The following is an 18,153-nucleotide window of genomic DNA, read 5'->3' on the forward strand; positions in this document are numbered from 1 at the left end:
AGAATGTACTCTTATTGTAACCGCATTGCGTTCTTCTATAATTAGAAATTTTTGTGTAACGGAGGAGTTTTTTCATGGATAAGAAAATCGAAGTCCTATCAACGACGCGTATTAAATATTCGTCTGACTTGTATAAAATTGTTGATGGTTTGAATCGTACGTTAAAAGAGCAGGACCTCATGTTCGGATTAGCATTAGACGAAAAAGATAAAGAAACAGCTGTATTTACGATTTACAGAACGTAGTGATACAATGAAAAAGTGGATCTTTACAATCATTATCGTTATCGTTGCTAGCGGAATATATGGGGCATATGTTTATAATAAAGCGATGGAAAAGAAAATTCCAAAAGAGTCAAAGTCTGTAGAAATTGCGAAAGAAAAGGCAAAGATTACAAAGGTAAATACCGTTGATTATTATAACGGAAAATCTTCATATACAGTCGTACAAGGTACAGATGAAAAAGGAGAACAACTTATCGTTTGGGTGCCTGATAAAAAAGGAAATGTCCTTGTGAAGAAAAAGAGCGAAGGTATTTCTAAAAAAGAAGCTTTGCAAAAGTTGGCTGAACAAGCTACAGGAGAAGGTGCTGAGCCGAAGCCGAAACCAAAAGAAATTATAAAAGTAAAATTAGGTGCTCAAAACGATATTCCATTGTGGGAAATTACATATATTGATCAGGAAGATCGTTATACGTATTACTATTTAGAGTTTCAAAATGGGGTTTATGCTGGACACTACAGCATTGAAAAATAGATGTAGGGGGAACTACAAATGAAATTAGCAAAGCGAGTAGCTGCTTTAACACCATCTGCAACTTTAGAAATTACAGCAAAGGCACAAGCATTAAAAGCAGAAGGTCATGATGTAATTGGATTAGGAGCAGGAGAACCTGACTTTAATACGCCAAAACATATTATGGATGCTGCGCATAAAGCGATGTTAGAAGGACATACGAAATATACACCAACAGGTGGATTACAAGCGTTAAAACAAGAAATTGTGAAGAAGTTTACTCGTGATCAAGGAATTGCGTATGATCCATCTGAAATTATTGTATGTAATGGTGCCAAGCATGCATTATATACATTATTCCAAGTGTTACTTGATGAAGGAGATGAAGTTATCATCCCAACTCCTTATTGGGTAAGTTATCCTGAGCAAGTAAAGCTTGCTGGTGGTAAGCCAGTTTATGTAGAAGGTCTAGAAGGCAATGAGTACAAAATTACAGCAAAGCAGCTGCGTGAGGCAATTACAGAGAAAACGAAAGCTGTTATTATTAATTCACCGAGCAATCCAACAGGGATGATTTACAGCAAAGAAGAATTACAACAGCTTGGAGAAGTATGTTTAGAGCATGATATCTTAATCGTTTCAGATGAGATTTATGAAAAATTAATTTATGGTGACGCGGAATATACTTCAATTGCCCAGCTTTCTAATGTATTAAAAGAACAAACACTTATTATTAATGGTGTATCTAAATCACATTCTATGACAGGTTGGCGTATTGGATATGCAGCAGGAAATAAGCAGCTTATTAAAGCGATGACGAACTTAGCGAGTCATAGTACGTCAAACCCTACTTCAATTGCTCAATATGGTGCAATTGCTGCGTATGCAGGCTCACAAGAACCTGTAGAAACAATGCGTCAAGCGTTTGAAGAAAGATTGAACATTATTTATGATAAATTAATTCAAATTCCTGGTTTCACTTGCATTAAGCCACAAGGTGCTTTTTACTTATTCCCAAATGTAAAAGAAGCCGTAGCGTTAGCTGGGTATGATACAGTTGATGAGTGGGCAAAAGCATTATTAGAAGAAGAAAAGGTGGCTCTTGTTCCAGGTACAGGATTTGGTGCACCAAATAACGTTCGATTATCGTATGCGACATCTCTTGAGCAAGTTGAGAAAGCATTAGAACGAATTCATACGTTCATGAAAAGTAAAGTACAGGCTTAATCGTCTGTTTCTTGTAGTAAATGGAAAAAAACCTCCCTATATATAGGGAGGTTTTTTTGACGAATTGTGGCAAAAAGAAATGGCTAAAGGTGTGTTATACTAGAGAACGAGGTGTTTGGTGATGAAAAAGAAAATGATGTTACAATGGTTTGAACAGGGAAGCATAGCGATTCCTAAATTGCTTATGATGCATTATAAAAAGCTAGGTTTAAATGAGACGGAATTTATGGTAGTACTTCATGTACACACATTTTTAGAATCAGGTAATTCGTTCCCGACTCCTTCAGAGATTTCAGAACGGATGACGATAACAGAAATGAAATGCATGGAAGTGATTCAGACTTTAATCCAAAAAGGTTTTTTAGCACTAGAAGGTGGACGAAGATCTGAAGCGATGATGTGTGAAAGTTATTCTTTACAACCACTGTGGGAAAAAATATTGCACTTTTTAATGAATGAATCTATAGAGGAAGAGCAAAAAGAACAAAAACAAATTCAAGTAAATTTATATACAGTATTTGAAAAAGAATTCGGAAGACCACTTTCGCCATTTGAATGTGAAACATTAGGGATGTGGGAAGATCAAGATCAACACCATCCGAATTTAATTCAAGCGGCTCTTCGTGAAGCTGTTATGAGTGGTAAACTTAATTTCCGGTATATTGATCGTATTTTGTTTGAGTGGAAAAAGAACGGAATTAAAACGGTAGATCAAGCGCAAAATCAAGGCCAGAAATTTAGAGCGAATCAACAACGCGCACAACAAACGACAAAACAAGAGACTAAATTTACTGGGAAAGTGCCTTTTTATAATTGGTTGGAGCAGTAGTGTAGGAGGAAAGATATGTTGAACAAAACGCAAATTCGTTATTGTTTAGATACAATGGCGGATATGTATCCAGAAGCGCATTGTGAATTAATTCATGATAATCCATTTGAACTTGTAATCGCAGTGGCATTATCTGCACAATGCACAGATGTACTTGTGAATAAAGTGACGAAAAACTTATTTCAAAAATATAAAACACCAGAAGATTATTTAAGTGTGTCTTTAGAAGAATTACAACAAGATATACGTTCCATTGGATTGTTTAGAAATAAGGCGAAAAATATTCAAAAATTGTGCCGGATGTTACTAGATGATTATAACGGGAAAGTTCCAGAAGACCGTGATGAGCTGACGAAATTACCAGGAGTAGGGAGAAAGACGGCGAATGTAGTTGTTTCGGTAGCGTTTGGGATTCCAGCGATTGCTGTTGATACGCATGTAGAGAGAGTGAGTAAACGGTTAGCAATTTGTAGATGGAAAGATTCTGTGTTAGAAGTGGAAAAGACATTGATGAAGAAAATTCCAATGGATGAGTGGGGAGTTACACACCACCGTATGATTTTCTTCGGACGTTATTACTGTAAGGCGCAGCGACCACAATGTGAAGAGTGTCGATTACTAGAAATATGTCGCGAAGGAAAGAAACGAATGAAGGGGAAATAAAGGATGGAGCGAGTTATAGAAATACCGAAAGAGTTTCGGTGCGTACCATTTTTTAAAGAGAGTGCAAATTCGATTACGTATCACACAGACCAATCTTTTGAAGAGATAATACAAAATACTTACTTTATATTTGATATTGAAAGAAAATATGAGCCATGGAATGAAATTGAAACAAGTATTCCAGCGGTGTTAAATATATGGAAAAGCAAGCATGAAGAAATTGCTATACTATTTCGAAACAGAAAAAAACAAGAAGCTGAGGGTCCGATGATTCTTTTTGCAGCGCACTTTCTATCGGTTATATATTGGTTAAATGAGCAGCCTGTTCATAGTTTGAATGAGATGCAAGTAAATACGAATAAATTGGAAGTACAACCTGTTAATTTTATGGAGCGATATTCATTTATTATAAAGAAACCGAGTAATTACCATTCGTATATTCAATTAGCACAGTTGTATATCGAAATAGAAAAGCTATATGTAAAGAAAATGATAACAAAAAAGAAGCCGGTTTCTCATTAAGAGAAACCGACTTCTTTTTTTGTTTATTAAGACTCTGTTGTAACAACATTTCCGTCCGCGTGAGGTGTATCTTCCCCGGTATTTTGTTGCTGTTGTTGCTCTTCAGCTTTTTTTCTAGCTTCTTCGTCAGCTTTTCTCTTAGCTTCTTCGTCGGCTTTTCTCTTAGCTTCTTCGTCAGCTTTCTTCTTAGCCTCTTCGTCAGCGGCTTTCTTTTGAGCTTCTTCTTGCTGTTTACGTTGTTGTTCTTGTTGCTGCTGTTGTTCTTGTTGTTTACGTTGTTGTTCTTGTTGTTGTTGCTGTTGCTGTTCTTGCTGTTTACGCTGATCTTCATCAGCTTTTTTCTTAGCTTCTTCTTGTTTTAGTTTATCTTCATTGGTCTTTTTCAGGGCTTCTTCGTCAGCTTTTTTCTTAGCTTCTTCATCAGCTTTTTTCGCATCTGGAGTTCCGCCAGGGGCAGTGAAGGATGCACCAACTGCAGGGCTTGTTCCAGTACCCTTTTTCGCTACTACAGAGAAACTGTAAGTAACACCTGGTTTAATACCACCAAGAGTAGCTGTCGTACCGCTTACTGATAAGCTACCACTAGAACCGTCAGTAGCTTTATAGCTTGCTGCGTATGCATCAACATTTGATGATGGTCCAGACCAGTTCAGTGTCACTGTGCTAGCGCCATCGAAAGCGACATTAAGGCCACTAGGTGGATCTACTTTAATTTCTTTAACTGCATCTTTTTTCGCACCTTTAATGTACAGTTCTCCATTTAATTCTTGTACAGAAGAAGGGCGCTCGAAACGAGATTTATCCGTAGCAAATTTGCTCATCATTGCTTGGAACATTTGCTGAGCAATTCTAGTAGAACGATCGCTAATGTAATTTTCTGGGCTATCTTTTTCATAACCAGTCCATACAGCCATTGTATATTGTGGTGTATATCCTGCGAACCAACTATCTCTGTTGGCATCTGCTGGAATACCGTATTTTTTAATAACAGATTTATCAAAGTTTTGTGTTCCTGTTTTACCAGCAACGTCGAATCCAGAAACATATGCTGTTGGACCTGTACCGCCAGAACCAGGTTTTACTACGTCACGAAGAACGTCAGTAACCATGTAAGCTGTATAGTCATGCATTGCGCGTTGTTCTTTCGGTTTAAAGCTTTTCTTTTTTCCATCTGGGAAAATAACTTCTCTAACGAAATGAGGTTTATTGTATACACCGTCATTTCCAAATGCTGCATAAGCTCCAGCGACATCTAACGGAGAGCCTTCATTACTACCGATTGCAGTAGATTCATATGCTTTCCCATCTTTAAACGTCATTCCTAAACCTTCAGCAAACTCTTGTGCCTTAGGAATACCGACTGTTTGAGCTGTTTTTAAAGCCGGGATGTTTAATGACTTCTTCAATGCTTCACGAAGTGAAACGTCACCTTTAAAATTACCCGTAGCATTTTTAATCTTTGTGCCATCAGAGTAAGTATATTCAGAGTCATTTAATTGATGATAAGTAGACCATTGAAGGTTTTCAATTGCAGGACCATAGTCGAAAATTGGTTTCATTGTTGAACCAACTTGGCGTTTTAAATCAACTGCCATATTATGACCTTTGAAAGTAGATTTACTTTCTTTACGACCAGCGCCGATTGCTCGAACTTCTCCAGACTGAGTATCCATAAATACGAATGATCCTTGGAATTGATCGTTTGGATACTTGATGAGATTCCCATCCATAATTTTTTCAGCGTAATCTTGAGCATCTTGATCAAGTGTTGTATGAATCGTTAAACCATCTGAACCGATATTTACATCAGGGTATTCTTTTTCAACTTCCTTTACAGCAGCATCTATAAATGCTTGATACTTCATTTCAGTCACTTCTGAAGATGGAAGAAGTCCTTGTGTTACAGAGATTTGCATTGCATCATTCATTTCTTGTTTCGTTATATACCCGTGTCGGTTCATTAATGTTAATACGATATTACGACGTTTCGTTGCTCTATCAACGTTATCTGGTTTTGTTGGATCATAAATGTTAGGACCTTGGGGTAAACCAGCGAGCATTGCAGCTTCGTGTAGTTGTATGTCTTTTAAATCTTTGCCGTAATATTTTTTTGCTGCTGTTGAAATACCGTAAGAGCGATTACCGAGGTTAATCTTATTTAAGTACATTTCTAAAATTTCATGTTTTGAGTACTGTTGCTCTAACTTATAAGATAAGTACCATTCCTGCACTTTTCTTTTTGCAGTTTTTTCCATCGTTAGAAAATAGTTTTTAACTACTTGCTGTGTAATCGTACTACCACCTTGTGATCCAAAACCACCAGTGACATTTTCCATGACTGCCATTCCAGTACGTCTAAAATCAATTCCATTATGATCGTAGAAACGAGCATCCTCAGTCGCAAGGAATGCACTTTCAATTACTTTTGGAATTTGATCGTATGTAACATGGGTTCGTTTTTCAGCACCGTATTCATAGAAGAAATTCCCGTTTTTATCAAGGAATTTTGTTGATAAAGGATTGACTAGCTTTGATTTGTCTAGTTTTGGAGCGTCCTTTACCATAACAAAGAAGGCCGAAACGCCAGCTACGAGACCGACGATACCAAGAAGTAGACAACCTATAAGAAATCTCTTGAAAAAGGAACCTTTTTTCTTTGGTTTTTCTTCTTTATTATTTGTTTCTTTCGTTTGATTTTTTACATGATTTCGTTCTGTACGAGAACGATAATTATCTGACATTATACTTTCTCCTACCTTTCATTCTCTCCCCCAAAAGTCGAAAAAAGAGCCTTAGTGATGACTCTATCACGAAAAATAAACCGTGTCTAGTACGCGGATATAATCAATTCGAGGGTGATAACCGCATGATAATAAAGACCCATGCTCTTCTATTTCTTGTTTTGTAATCGATTTACGTCCACCAGTATTTTGACGATTCCAAAATGCAATAATATGTTTTGCATCTAATAAATAAAATTCATCAAAAAGTGTAAATTTAATAATAACAAATGCAATTCCATTATGAGCGACTACTTGCTTCATATGTTCAATTTGATGAAGGTGGAAGTTTTGAAGTGGAAAACTGGTTTTATTTTTAGTTTCTTTCGCTTCAAAATCGATGTATTTCCCTTTGTATACACCGTTGTAATCTGTTGTAGAAGGTTGTTTGAAATACGCTTCTTTTACCACTGCAGCACTTCGAGCGGGGTAATCTACTTTTACAATTTGAAGAGGTGTAGGTTTTTTATGTACGCATGCAATATTATGGGTTAAGTAATATTGATTGGTGTCATTCAATTCCTCTTCAAGGGACATACCTCTATTACTGTAAGTATGTTTTTTTATTGGTGTTTTATGAGGTTGTGAAGCTTGATCGTACCTTTTTCCATTTGGGTAACGAATGGTCATATTTTGTCCACTCCCAACTTGATAAGATTTACTTACAAAGGTGATTATATCAAAAAATGAAAAAAGATGTGACCTTTTTCAAGAAAGGTATGGTGACTTACTCATGTTTCGATGGAATGATTACGAAAAAATTAAACAGACCCGTAATGATATTTTTTGTACAGAAGAGGAAAAAGCTATAGTTCTTACTATTAAGGAGAGCACGGATGTAGCTAACGTAGATAATATTTCACGTACACAATCTTACCAAGAATATTATTTGAGAAATAGAGAAATTAGATGGTCTTTTTTAGCAAGCATGGTTTCAAGGAATGGGGGATGGAACATGACAGATTTAGAAGGAGAATATTATTCTAATCTTTTATCTCAAACAGTTAAGAGACGATTATTTCATTTGTATGAGAAAGCCAATTGGCTCATTTTTTTAGATGCATTTCCTCAACTATTACTGTATGAGGAAAGTAAAAAGAGATGTGCGCCGCTCTTTCATTTGTTACAATTTTTCAACATATCAATTTTTATGGAAAAAGAATGGGGCGCGTTTTGGGAGAAAAAAGATATAAATAGGCTTATGACGGCACTTATTATTAATGAACAAAATAAAATTCAAAAACCAGTAATTGAGAATGCATACTTTCAAAAACATGTATTTGATACTGCACTATTCAAATTTCAAGAAATATTTCACGTTAGTGCAGTTATTTTTCCAATGGTGGAAGGGGGAATGTATGGATTTTCAGTTTATCAATTTGAAACGTTGCAAAAACGTATAGAACTGGGGAAACAATTAGCTTGGTTATTATTTCATTCAAAGTATAAGGCTTCTTTTTATAAATTTGCAGTGCAAACTAGGCATACAGGATCAAGGATGGATTATGAATGTAATATAAGGGGAATTAGAAAATCATGTACGCCGGCTCTTCGGGATGCGTATTCTATTGTCACTCATGAAAAGTTAATTGAAAAAGATTGGTTTAGTGAAGGGTTGGAAATAGATTCATTATTTTTACTTGAAAAACCTAAGGGGGAAATTAATATAACAGAATGGTATAGAAAGAAGAGGGAGCAAATACATACTCTTTCTATATTAAGTAGTTTTGTTAAAAGAATGGATGAGTTCATGATATAATAAAGAAGTCCCGCCTTCTTAAATGAGGGCGGGACTTCTTTATTAAAAGTAATATGCTCTACAACAAGTTACTTTCTAATCGGCTATTTGCCGGCAGTACGACTTTAACTTCAACACTTATCGAAAGCGAAGAGGTAAGGTAGACTAGAAAATAGTTGTTTGTAAAAGCCACTTTGGTTAAAGTGTCATTTTATCCCGCTATTTGCGGACAGTAAAACTCCCACCTCAAAATTTGGCTGGAGCAAAGAAGGTAGGTGGAAGCCCTGCTGTCCGTAAACACCCGATTGGTGCGGGCTAATAATCAGTGGGGGATGAACAAAACCCCACTGATTAAAGTTTCACTTTATGTAGCGGGGAAATTTGGACCATCAAGCTTTGGATTACCAGTCTCAGGTTTGTTTTGTTGTTTGTTTTGCTTTTTCTTTTTTTCGTTTTTATTTTTTGCCATCGTAATACACCTCCTTTTTGTATTGTTACCATTTCTAATAATGGCATACTAAATGATTTCTTTGACGAATATCAACTAGTTTTGTCATGTGAGAAGGAGTAATTAATCAATCGGCGAAATTACATGACAAAGGAAAGGCAAAGAAGGGGGCGTTTTAAATATGGCGATGGTTCAGAAGGAAGATGTTATGAAAAAAATGGATCAAATGTTAAGTTCTCTCGATTTGCTGGAAATGAAGATTGGGATTAGAATGAATCATGCATTGAAGGATAAAGGTGAAAAAATACGCAATAAGATAGAAATAACAGAAATGCATATAGAACATATGGAAAATAAATTAGTGCATCACGAAGAAAAAGGGAGCTGGGTAAAGACATTTCAAAACGTCGTAGTGAGTGCATAATAAGGTGGGAACAAAATGGGACATGAAGCATTAATCCAGTCTTCGGAGAAGTTAATGCAGTATAATGATGAAGCGAATGTGAAAAAAGAGAGATGGCTGAATACGATTTTTATAAGGATATGAAGCCATTTGTTGATATTGTAGATGCGGAGTTAGAGATGTGGAAAGAATTAGCTTATAGGTGGATAAAGGAAGAACGACCTAAGTATATACATGTACAACAAATTGATCAAGTGTATGATAATTTACAAACTAATGTGCTACAATGTTTTGTTAATAAGGGAAAAGGCAAACGTTTCTTTGAAACTCATCAAGCTATTTCGTATACTTTGCAAAATATCGTAGATCAATGTAAATAACAAGAGGGAAAACCCTCTTGTTTTTTTATGCCTCTGTCACTGTTGTAGGTTTTGTTGCACCGTTTATTTCTAACTCTCGTATTAATGTTCGGTAATCTGATATGCATACTTTTCCTTCAAGATAACAATGTCTTGCAAAGTCTAACAGTTCATTCGAATTTTCTGTGTAATACCCCTTTTTTTGAGAAAACGCTTGTTTTAAATCCCCTAATACCATGTTGATTCCTCCCCCATGAGAATCTTCTTCCTTATTATCATAGCATGGAAGGGTTTACTTTCTAATTTTTTTAAAAATTTAAACTTCCGACAAAAACAGACAGGTACTCCGTCACACATTTTATTTTATAGGTACATATTCTATATGTAGAAACTTATGCCAAGGAGGAGAGAATGCATGTTTCAACAACCTAATGTATATCAGCAAGCAAATCCATATGCACAGCAAAATATGTACCAATATAATGAGGATACATATTTACGATATAATATGTATCCTTTCGAGCCTCATTATGGAAACCAAAATTATTATCAACCATTTGAAGTGTCGTTTGGGAATCAACCGCAGCAAGCGCATATGAATCAGCCGCAACAAGCATATACGAATCAACCACAGCAAGCGCATATGAATCAGCCGCAACAAGCGCATATGAATCAGCCGCAACAAGCGCATATGAATCAGCCGCAACAACCGCACATGGATCAGTCGCAACAACCGCATATGAATCAGCCGCAGCAAATGTATACGAATCAACCACAGCAAGCGTATATGAATTCACAAAACTACATGTCGCCAGCTCAATATGTAAATCAACAAGCTATGTTTTATCCACCAAAACAACCATATCCAACGATGAATAAACAAAAGCAACAGCAACAGCAACCAAGTCAGTTTTCTAGTTTTGTTTCACAATTTAAATCATCAGATGGTAACTACGATGTAAATAAAATGATGAACACGGCTGGACAAATGATGAACGCGATGAATCAAGTAACAGGGATTGTTAAGCAAGTCGGGGGCTTTTTTGGTAAATAATAGTAGGGGGTTGTCTATAATAGGTATTACGTATGAAATTGGATACTAGACAAATTTCCATGAAATAAATGGGTATATATAACAAGCGGCTTTAGTCCCTCGCTCATATTGTAAAGTGTAGTCAGATTTTTTTAATGAGAGAGGAGAGAAAAAACTATGCATCATTGTCATCCTTGCTTTGGAGGGCATAAGCCTGTAGGACCTATTTGTACGACAGCTCCTGTTATTCATCCAACGAAACAATGCGTAACACATTCTTTTTCAACAACGGTGGTACCACACATTTTTCCAACTCATACAACGCATGTTCATCATCAACAAATTAAAAATCAAAGCTTCTTCCCACAAACAAACTCGAACGTAAACGTTGTAGATCCTGGTGATCCAGGATTCGGCGGAGGATGTGGACCATGCGGTCATGGCCATCATCACCATGGGCATCAAATATCACCATTTGGACCAGGACCGAATGTATCACCATTTGGACCAGGACCGAACGTATCACCATTTGGACCAGGACCGAATGTATCACCATTTGGACCAAATATCGGACCAAACGTTGGTGGAATGTTTAAAAAGTAAATGATATGTTAGAACTAGCGAAATGCTAGTTCTTTTTTTGTAATTGGAGTGTTGATATGCAGGTTGTTGCTGTAACAGGATATAAGCCGTTTGAACTTGGAATATTTAAAAATGATCATCCAGGAGTAGAGTGTATAAAAAAGGCGCTGCGTCGTAAATTAACTGTTTTTGTAGAAGAAGGTTTGGAGTGGGTTATTATAAGTGGTCAGTTAGGAGTAGAGCTATGGGCTGCTGAAGTTGTTTTTGAAATTCAAGTAGAATATCCAAATTTAAAATTAGCTGTATTTACTCCTTTTTTAGAACAAGAGGAAAATTGGAAGGAAGATAACCGTGAATATTACGAATTTATTCTTTCACAAGCAGATCATATTGATAGTATTACGAAACGGAAGTACGAAAGCCCAGAGCAATTTAAATTAAAGAATCAATTTTTTATTGAAAAAAGCGATGCACTTTTAGCTGTATATGATGAAGAAAAGTCTGGGAGCCCTAAATATATTGTAGAAGCAGCTAAGAAAAAAGGAGAAATAGAAAATTATCACAGTTATTTCATTCTTTTTTCTGATTTACAAGATATAATGGAAGAGGAACAGTGGAATAATGCAGAGTAATATGTAATATAGTACTCGTATATTTGATTGACAAAAGGCGTTGTTTCTGAAAAAATTTAGTTAATGAAAGCTTTGGCAAAAATTTGAGGTGAAGAAAATGATTTCGGATAAAATTAAATTAACAGCGAAAGATATTTTAGAAAAAGAATTTAAAACAGGTATGAGAGGTTATCAACAAGAAGAAGTAGATAAGTTTCTTGATATGATTATTAAAGATTATGAAGCTTTTCATAAGGAATTTGATCAATTAAAACAACAAAATGCTCGTTTGAAACGTGAATTAGAAGAACAAAAAGTAGCGGCAACACAAGTTCCGCAACAACCGGTACAAACACCAGTTGCACAACCAGTGTATAACAATACGAATACGGATATTTTAAAACGTCTATCTAATTTAGAAAAAGCTGTATTTGGAAGTAAGTTATACGAATAAATTAAGGTAACAAAAAGGTTAAAGCATTTTACATAGAAAAAAACATTGCAAAATCTTTTTGTTTCCACTATACTAATGTTTGTCATAACGTTTGGGTAATCGCTGCAACGCCAACGTTGTAGAGGAAAGTCCATGCTCGCACGGCCTGAGATGGCTGTAGTGTTCGTGCCTAGCCAAGTCATAAGCTAGGGTATTCTGGCTGCAAGGCTGGTTTAACGGCAGGGAAAAAACCTAAGTCCTTTCGGATATGGTTTGACTACCTTTAAAGTGCCACAGTGACGAAGTCCTTGAAGAAATGATAGGAGTGGAACGAGGTAAACCCCACGAGCGAGAAACCCAAATAATGGTAGGGGAATCTTTTCCAAGGAAATGAACGACGGAAAAGGACAGGTTTTCGTAACCTGTAGATAGATGATTACCACCGGAGTACGAGGCGTGGGCCGTTTGCAGTACAAAGGAACAGAACATGGCTTACAGAACGTTATGAACCAACTATGAAATAACTCAGCTCTCCTTTGTTAGAGGAGGGCTTTTTATTTGTATGAAGTTATAAGTTGTGAGTTAAAATGGTAAGTGAGAATATTCTTCGTAATATGTGATAATTAATAGGACAACATGTTATTAATTATTGTTTGATTATACATAAGAGGTGAATGCAAATGGGAAAAGTTACTTTAATTGCAACAGCGGCAATGGGTATTGAAGCGTTAGTTGCCCGAGAAGTTCGCGATCTTGGTTATGAATGTGAAGTGGAAAACGGAAAGGTAACGTTTGAAGCGGATGAAAAAGCGATTTGTCGTACGAATTTATGGTTACGTACTGCAGACCGTGTGAAAATTAAAGTCGGCGAATTTAAAGCAACAACATTCGATGAGTTATTTGAAAAAACAAAAGCGTTAAACTGGGGAGATTATATTCCAGAGAACGGAGAATTTCCTGTTATTGGGAAATCTTTGAAATCAACATTATTTAGCGTTTCAGACTGCCAACGTATCGTTAAAAAGGCTGTTGTTGAGAAATTAAAAACAACGTATAGACGCACAACTTGGTTTGAAGAAGATGGACCGTTATTCCGTATTGAAATTGCAATGCTCAAGGATATTGCGACGTTAACAATCGATGCAAGTGGTGTAGGTCTTCATAAACGTGGATACCGTCTTGAGCAAGGTGAAGCGCCTTTAAAAGAAACATTAGCTGCGTCTTTAATTAAGTTAACAAACTGGAAGGCGGATCGTCCTTTCGTTGATCCTTTCTGTGGATCTGGTACAATTCCAATTGAAGCTGCATTAATTGGACAAAATATCGCACCAGGATTTAACCGAGGCTTTGCATCGGATGAATGGGGCTGGGTTGGTAAACAAAATTGGCGCGAAGCTCGTCAAGAAGCTGAAGATTTAGCTAATTATAATCAACCATTGCAAATCATTGGATCAGATATCGATCACCGTATGATAAGAGTTGCCCAAGATAACGCAGAAGAAGTTGGATTAGGGGATCTTATATCATTTAAACAAATGCAAGTAAAAGATTTCACGACAAAAGAGGAATATGGCTATGTTGTAACGAATCCTCCATACGGAGAACGTTTAAGTGAAAGAGCGCTTGTTGAAAAATTATATAAAGAAATGGGAGAGGTATTCCGCCCATTAGATACGTGGTCAATGTATTTATTAACAAGTTATGAAGCATTTGAGAAATGTTATGGGAAAGATGCATCGAAAAAGCGTAAACTGTTTAACGGATTTATCCGTACAGATTACTATCAATACTTTGGAAAGCGTCCACCGCGTAATTCATAGTATAAAACTCCTCCAGCACGCATATACTGGCTATTATGTAATGCGTAAAGGAGGAAGTGATATGGATAGTTTCCAATTATCGATGATTCAAAAAGCTATTCACCGTACGTATGATGAGCTCGGAAAAGAAGTGGATAGTCAAGGTGCAATTGTAGATGGAATACAAAAAGCGCAGGAAGAATATTTGTCAGCTCTTTCACATGAAACAGCGATTGATAAACGTTATTTAAGGTCATTAATATAGAAAAAAATTTTCCTTTTTCGAAAGGAAAATTTTTTTTCGTGTATTTCTATGTATTGTAACAGGGAAAAGTGGCTGCGCACATGTGAGTAGCAGTTGCTATATCTTTTTATAGAAAAACTGTTTGGTTGGAGGCTAAGGATGTTTACTGAGAATAGGTTACCATTTGAAGTAGGAAAACAAGATAATTTTTATGATAAGTTGAATGAGTGGATTGGAGATGTGTTTTACGACATTCTTCCGGAAAAGGGCTTTGAAGAGCGTGATGAACAGATTTTTATGGCGTTTCAGTTAGAGCGCGCTTTCCAAGAGAAGAAAGTTATGTTTGCAGAAGCGGGTGTAGGAACAGGAAAAACAATTGTATATCTTCTATATGCAATTTGTTATGCACGTTATACAGGGAAGCCGGCTATTATCGCTTGTGCAGATGAAACGTTAATTGAGCAGCTTGTGAAAGAAGAAGGAGACATTGCTAAGTTATCTGAAGCGTTAGGGCTATCTGTTGATGTTAGACTTGCGAAGTCAATGGATAATTATTTATGTTTACGTAAACTTGAAGATGTTATGAGTGGACGAGCTCCAGAAGTAATTGAAGATGTATATTACGAATTACCTCAGTTCGTATTCGATCATGGTACGATGCAGAACTTTACTCACTATGGTGATCGAAAAGAATTTCCACTGTTAAATGACGAGGAATGGTCAAAGGTAAACTGGGATTACTTCCAAGATTGCTTCACTTGTGATTCTCGTCATCGTTGTGGTCAAACTCTTTCGCGCGAGCATTATCGTAAAGCGGCAGATTTAATCATTTGTTCTCAAGATTTCTATATGGATCATATTTGGACGTACGAAGCTCGCAAACGTGAAGGACAAATTCCGTTATTACCAGAAAGTAGCTGCGTTGTATTCGATGAAGGGCATCTTGTAGAATATGCAGCTCAAAAAGCTTTAACGTACCGTTTAAAACAAACGATGATGGAGCAACTTTTAACGAGATTATTACAAAATGATATTCGTGAAGAGTTCGCACATTTAGTAGAAGAAACAATTTGGCAAACTGAACAATTCTTTGGGGTACTACAAGAGAATAAAAAGGAAATTGAAGGTTCTGATCGTTTAGAAATTACTGTGACAGAAAAGGTAACTGCAGAAGCGAAAAGACTTTATGCGAAAATCGGTGAAGTCGGTGATGCATTAGTATTTGAAAGTGAAATGCATACAGTAAACACATACGATTTAAATATTGTTGATGAGCATTTAGATGTGTTAGAGCATTCACTTCGTCTTTTCATGCACGAGAAAAATGTAATTACGTGGGGTGAAGAAGGCGATGGTGCTTTCACGTTAGTTATTATGCCGCGTGCAGTTGAAGAAGTGTTACAAGAAAAAGTATTCTCGAAGAAGATTCCATATATTTTCTCTTCTGCGACATTATCTGACAATGATTCGTTCGCATTTACTGCAAATAGTCTAGGGGTAAAAGATTACTTATCATTCTCAGTTGCTTCGCCGTTTGATTATGAAGAGCAAATGACAGTAAACTTACTTCCGTATACGAAAGAAAATGAATGGGAAAGAAAGTGTCAATATACACTTGAAAATATACAAAAAACAAATGGACGTACACTCGTATTATTCCGTACAACGCAAGAACTTGCAGCGTTTAAAGAATATGTAAGTAAAGAGCAAATGTCAGTTCCGTTCCTATATGAAGGAGATCAAGAAATTAGTCAGCTCGTTTCTCGTTTCCAAAATGAAGAAGAGACTGTACTTTGTGCCGTTCATTTATGGGAAGGTTTAGACATTCCAGGTTCATCATTATCACATGTTATTATTTGGTCATTACCATTCCCTCCAAACGATCCTGTGTTTGAGGCGAAGCGTAAACATGTGAATGATCCATTCTGGGACGTAGATGTGCCTTATATGATTTTACGTCTTCGCCAAGGAATTGGGCGTTTAATTCGTACAAGTGAAGATAAAGGTGCTATATCATTATTCTTATCAGATAATGAAGATGAAAAAGTGATAGAAGCAGTGAAGAAAGTACTTCCGGTAGAAGGAAAAGTACTTTAAGCGAAAAAATGTTGTAGGGAAAAGTTTGGCATTTGCCAAGCTTTTTTTCTATTAGAAAAGGAATTTATGTTTCAGTGTCGAAATAAGTTTGAGGTAGAAAAAGGAGGTTTTTTATACTATGACAGTTGCTACATATGAAGTGGAAAAACAATTTTTAACATATGTGAAGAAGATAGAGAATTACGGAGAGGCATTAAGCTTAATGTTTTGGGATTTAAGAACAGGTGCACCAAAGCAAGGAGTAGACCAGCGTTCAGAAGTAATTGGAATGCTTTCATCCGAAGTGTTTGCGATGTCGACTTCAGATGAGATGGGGAACTATTTAACTGAACTAGAATCTTTAATTGTTGAAAATAAACTTTCTGAAACGACAAAGAAAATGGTTGAAGAGTGTCGTAAAGAATATGATAGAAATAAGAAAATTCCACAAGCGGAATATGAAGCGTATGTGAAATTAGAAGCGAAAGCGGAAAGTGTATGGGAAGAAGCTCGTGAAAAATCTGACTTCGAAATGTTCCGTCCGTATTTAGAAAAAATTGTTGAATTCAAAAAGAAGTTTATTACATATTGGGGTTACGAAACGTACAAATATAACACGCTATTAGACATGTATGAGCCGGGAATCACAGTAGAAGTGTTAGATCATGTATTTGGTCAACTACGTGAACGTATCGTTCCGCTTGTGAAAGAAATTTCTGAGTCTAAAAAAGAATTAAAAACAAATGCTTTAGCTGAACATTTTTCAAAAGAAAAACAAAAGAATTTTACTTTAGAGTTATTAAAACAATTGAACTATAACTTTGAAGCGGGTCGTCTTGATGAAACGGTACATCCTTTTGAAATTACATTAAATAGAGGGGATGTTCGTATTACGACTCGTTACGATGAAAAAGATTTCCGTATGGCAGTGTTTGGAACAATTCATGAATGTGGCCATGCTGTATATGAACAAAATATTGCGGAGGAATTTGAAGGTACACCGCTATGTAGTGGAACTTCTATGGGTATTCATGAGTCACAATCATTATTCTTTGAGAACTTTATCGGTCGTAATAAATCATTCTGGAAGAAAAATTATGATTTATTAAAAGAGTATAGCGATGGTCAATTCAATGATATATCAGTAGATGAGTTTTATGATGCGATTAACGAATCGAAGCCATCGTTTATTCGTATAGAAGCAGATGAGCTTACATATCCGCTTCACGTCATGGTTCGTTATGAACTTGAGAAAGAATTATTTGATGGTACATTACAAGTGAAGGATTTGCCAGCGGCTTGGAATGATAAGATGGAAGCATATTTAGGAATTCGTCCGGAAAACGATGCACAAGGTGTATTGCAAGATGTTCACTGGGCTGGTGGTTCATTTGGATACTTCCCATCTTATGCGCTTGGTTATATGTATGCAGCGCAATTTAAACATAGGATGCTAAAGGATATTCCAAACTTTGATGCATTATTAGAAGAAGGAAACGTGACACCAATTCGTGAATGGTTAACAGAAAATATTCACCAATATGGCAAAACGAAAAAACCACTTGAAATTTTAAAAGATGTGACAGGTGAAGGTTTAAATGCAAACTACTTAGCTGATTATTTAGAAGCTAAATATAAAGAGATTTATGAGTTATAAAACAGGAGCTGCTT

Annotated in this window: 20 protein-coding genes, 1 other RNA gene and 1 pseudogene; 18 read left to right on the forward strand and 4 right to left on the reverse strand. The window is 36.2% G+C overall.

The window, feature by feature from the left end; genetic code table 11:
• The first annotated feature begins 74 nt into the window (after positions 1–74).
• The 6 genes from JFT95_RS05990 (at position 75) to JFT95_RS06015 (ending at position 3,976) form a co-directional block, all read left to right on the forward strand.
• Complete coding sequence (locus JFT95_RS05990; RefSeq protein WP_002086589.1) at positions 75–245, forward strand: YpmA family protein; 171 nt, start codon at positions 75–77, stop codon at positions 243–245.
• 7 nt (positions 246–252) lie between these two features.
• Positions 253–756 (forward strand): cell wall elongation regulator TseB-like domain-containing protein, encoded by a 504-nt coding sequence (locus tag JFT95_RS05995; RefSeq protein WP_002141044.1) that lies wholly within the window; start codon positions 253–255, stop codon positions 754–756.
• An 18-nt stretch (positions 757–774) separates the two neighbouring features.
• Complete coding sequence (gene aspB / locus JFT95_RS06000; RefSeq protein ID WP_002011860.1) at positions 775–1,962, forward strand: aspartate transaminase AspB; 1,188 nt, start codon at positions 775–777, stop codon at positions 1,960–1,962.
• A gap of 121 nt (positions 1,963–2,083) precedes the next feature.
• Positions 2,084–2,791: a DNA replication protein DnaD gene (gene dnaD / locus JFT95_RS06005; RefSeq protein WP_012260639.1), complete on the forward strand. Its 708-nt coding sequence runs from the start codon at positions 2,084–2,086 to the stop codon at positions 2,789–2,791.
• A gap of 15 nt (positions 2,792–2,806) precedes the next feature.
• A complete protein-coding gene (gene nth / locus JFT95_RS06010; protein WP_002030794.1) occupies positions 2,807–3,454 on the forward strand; it encodes an endonuclease III in 648 nt (215 codons plus the stop codon).
• A 3-nt stretch (positions 3,455–3,457) separates the two neighbouring features.
• Positions 3,458–3,976 (forward strand): YpoC family protein, encoded by a 519-nt coding sequence (locus tag JFT95_RS06015; protein ID WP_201051694.1) that lies wholly within the window; start codon positions 3,458–3,460, stop codon positions 3,974–3,976.
• Positions 3,977–4,002: 26 nt separating this feature from the next.
• Here JFT95_RS06015 and JFT95_RS06020 read toward each other — a convergent pair whose 3' ends face one another.
• A complete protein-coding gene (locus tag JFT95_RS06020) occupies positions 4,003–6,717 on the reverse strand; it encodes a penicillin-binding protein 1A (RefSeq protein WP_201051697.1) in 2,715 nt (904 codons plus the stop codon).
• 66 nt (positions 6,718–6,783) lie between these two features.
• Positions 6,784–7,386 (reverse strand): Holliday junction resolvase RecU, encoded by a 603-nt coding sequence (gene recU / locus JFT95_RS06025; RefSeq protein WP_002030800.1) that lies wholly within the window; start codon positions 7,384–7,386, stop codon positions 6,784–6,786.
• Between the two features lie 103 nt (positions 7,387–7,489).
• Here recU and JFT95_RS06030 point away from each other — a divergent pair, with 103 nt between their 5' ends.
• Positions 7,490–8,515, forward strand: a complete 1,026-nt coding sequence (locus JFT95_RS06030) for a DUF2515 domain-containing protein (protein WP_078204387.1) — start codon at positions 7,490–7,492, stop codon at positions 8,513–8,515.
• 343 nt (positions 8,516–8,858) lie between these two features.
• On the opposite strand, the gene JFT95_RS29975 is transcribed toward JFT95_RS06030, so the two are convergent.
• Positions 8,859–9,005: a phage portal protein gene (locus JFT95_RS29975; protein ID WP_306302660.1), complete on the reverse strand. Its 147-nt coding sequence runs from the start codon at positions 9,003–9,005 to the stop codon at positions 8,859–8,861.
• A gap of 118 nt (positions 9,006–9,123) precedes the next feature.
• On the opposite strand from JFT95_RS29975, the gene JFT95_RS06035 reads away from it, so the two are divergent.
• Positions 9,124–9,366 (forward strand): hypothetical protein, encoded by a 243-nt coding sequence (locus JFT95_RS06035; RefSeq protein WP_002030820.1) that lies wholly within the window; start codon positions 9,124–9,126, stop codon positions 9,364–9,366.
• Positions 9,367–9,381: 15 nt separating this feature from the next.
• A pseudogene (locus JFT95_RS06040) lies at positions 9,382–9,725 on the forward strand (YppE family protein).
• 25 nt (positions 9,726–9,750) lie between these two features.
• Here the strand turns inward: JFT95_RS06040 and JFT95_RS06045 are convergent.
• A complete protein-coding gene (locus JFT95_RS06045) occupies positions 9,751–9,942 on the reverse strand; it encodes a YppF family protein (RefSeq protein ID WP_002030817.1) in 192 nt (63 codons plus the stop codon).
• A gap of 177 nt (positions 9,943–10,119) precedes the next feature.
• Here JFT95_RS06045 and JFT95_RS06050 point away from each other — a divergent pair, with 177 nt between their 5' ends.
• The 9 genes from JFT95_RS06050 (at position 10,120) to ypwA (ending at position 18,139) form a co-directional block, all read left to right on the forward strand.
• Positions 10,120–10,758: a YppG family protein gene (locus JFT95_RS06050; protein ID WP_201051699.1), complete on the forward strand. Its 639-nt coding sequence runs from the start codon at positions 10,120–10,122 to the stop codon at positions 10,756–10,758.
• A 156-nt stretch (positions 10,759–10,914) separates the two neighbouring features.
• On the forward strand, positions 10,915–11,340 hold the full coding sequence (locus JFT95_RS06055; RefSeq protein ID WP_002011871.1) for a CotD family spore coat protein: 426 nt from the start codon (positions 10,915–10,917) through the stop codon (positions 11,338–11,340).
• A 56-nt stretch (positions 11,341–11,396) separates the two neighbouring features.
• Positions 11,397–11,951 carry an SLOG family protein gene (locus JFT95_RS06060; RefSeq protein ID WP_201051701.1) on the forward strand — a complete coding sequence of 185 codons (555 nt, stop codon included), beginning with the start codon at positions 11,397–11,399 and terminating at the stop codon, positions 11,949–11,951.
• Positions 11,952–12,048: 97 nt separating this feature from the next.
• Complete coding sequence (gene gpsB, locus JFT95_RS06065; RefSeq protein WP_000622426.1) at positions 12,049–12,384, forward strand: cell division regulator GpsB; 336 nt, start codon at positions 12,049–12,051, stop codon at positions 12,382–12,384.
• An 87-nt stretch (positions 12,385–12,471) separates the two neighbouring features.
• An RNA gene (gene rnpB, locus JFT95_RS06070) (RNase P RNA component class B) lies at positions 12,472–12,863 on the forward strand.
• Between the two features lie 180 nt (positions 12,864–13,043).
• Complete coding sequence (locus JFT95_RS06075; protein WP_002011868.1) at positions 13,044–14,183, forward strand: THUMP domain-containing class I SAM-dependent RNA methyltransferase; 1,140 nt, start codon at positions 13,044–13,046, stop codon at positions 14,181–14,183.
• A gap of 61 nt (positions 14,184–14,244) precedes the next feature.
• Positions 14,245–14,427, forward strand: coding sequence for a DUF3921 domain-containing protein (locus tag JFT95_RS06080; RefSeq protein ID WP_002126488.1), 183 nt, complete (start codon positions 14,245–14,247; stop codon positions 14,425–14,427).
• Between the two features lie 138 nt (positions 14,428–14,565).
• Positions 14,566–16,503: an ATP-dependent DNA helicase gene (locus JFT95_RS06085; RefSeq protein WP_002011942.1), complete on the forward strand. Its 1,938-nt coding sequence runs from the start codon at positions 14,566–14,568 to the stop codon at positions 16,501–16,503.
• A 118-nt stretch (positions 16,504–16,621) separates the two neighbouring features.
• A complete protein-coding gene (gene ypwA / locus JFT95_RS06090) occupies positions 16,622–18,139 on the forward strand; it encodes a carboxypeptidase (RefSeq protein ID WP_002030824.1) in 1,518 nt (505 codons plus the stop codon).
• Positions 18,140–18,153 lie beyond the last annotated feature (14 nt).

The sequence above is a fragment of the Bacillus sp. TH17 genome (genome assembly GCF_016651125.1).
GTDB classification, from domain to species: Bacteria; Bacillota; Bacilli; order Bacillales; family Bacillaceae_G; genus Bacillus_A; species Bacillus_A mycoides.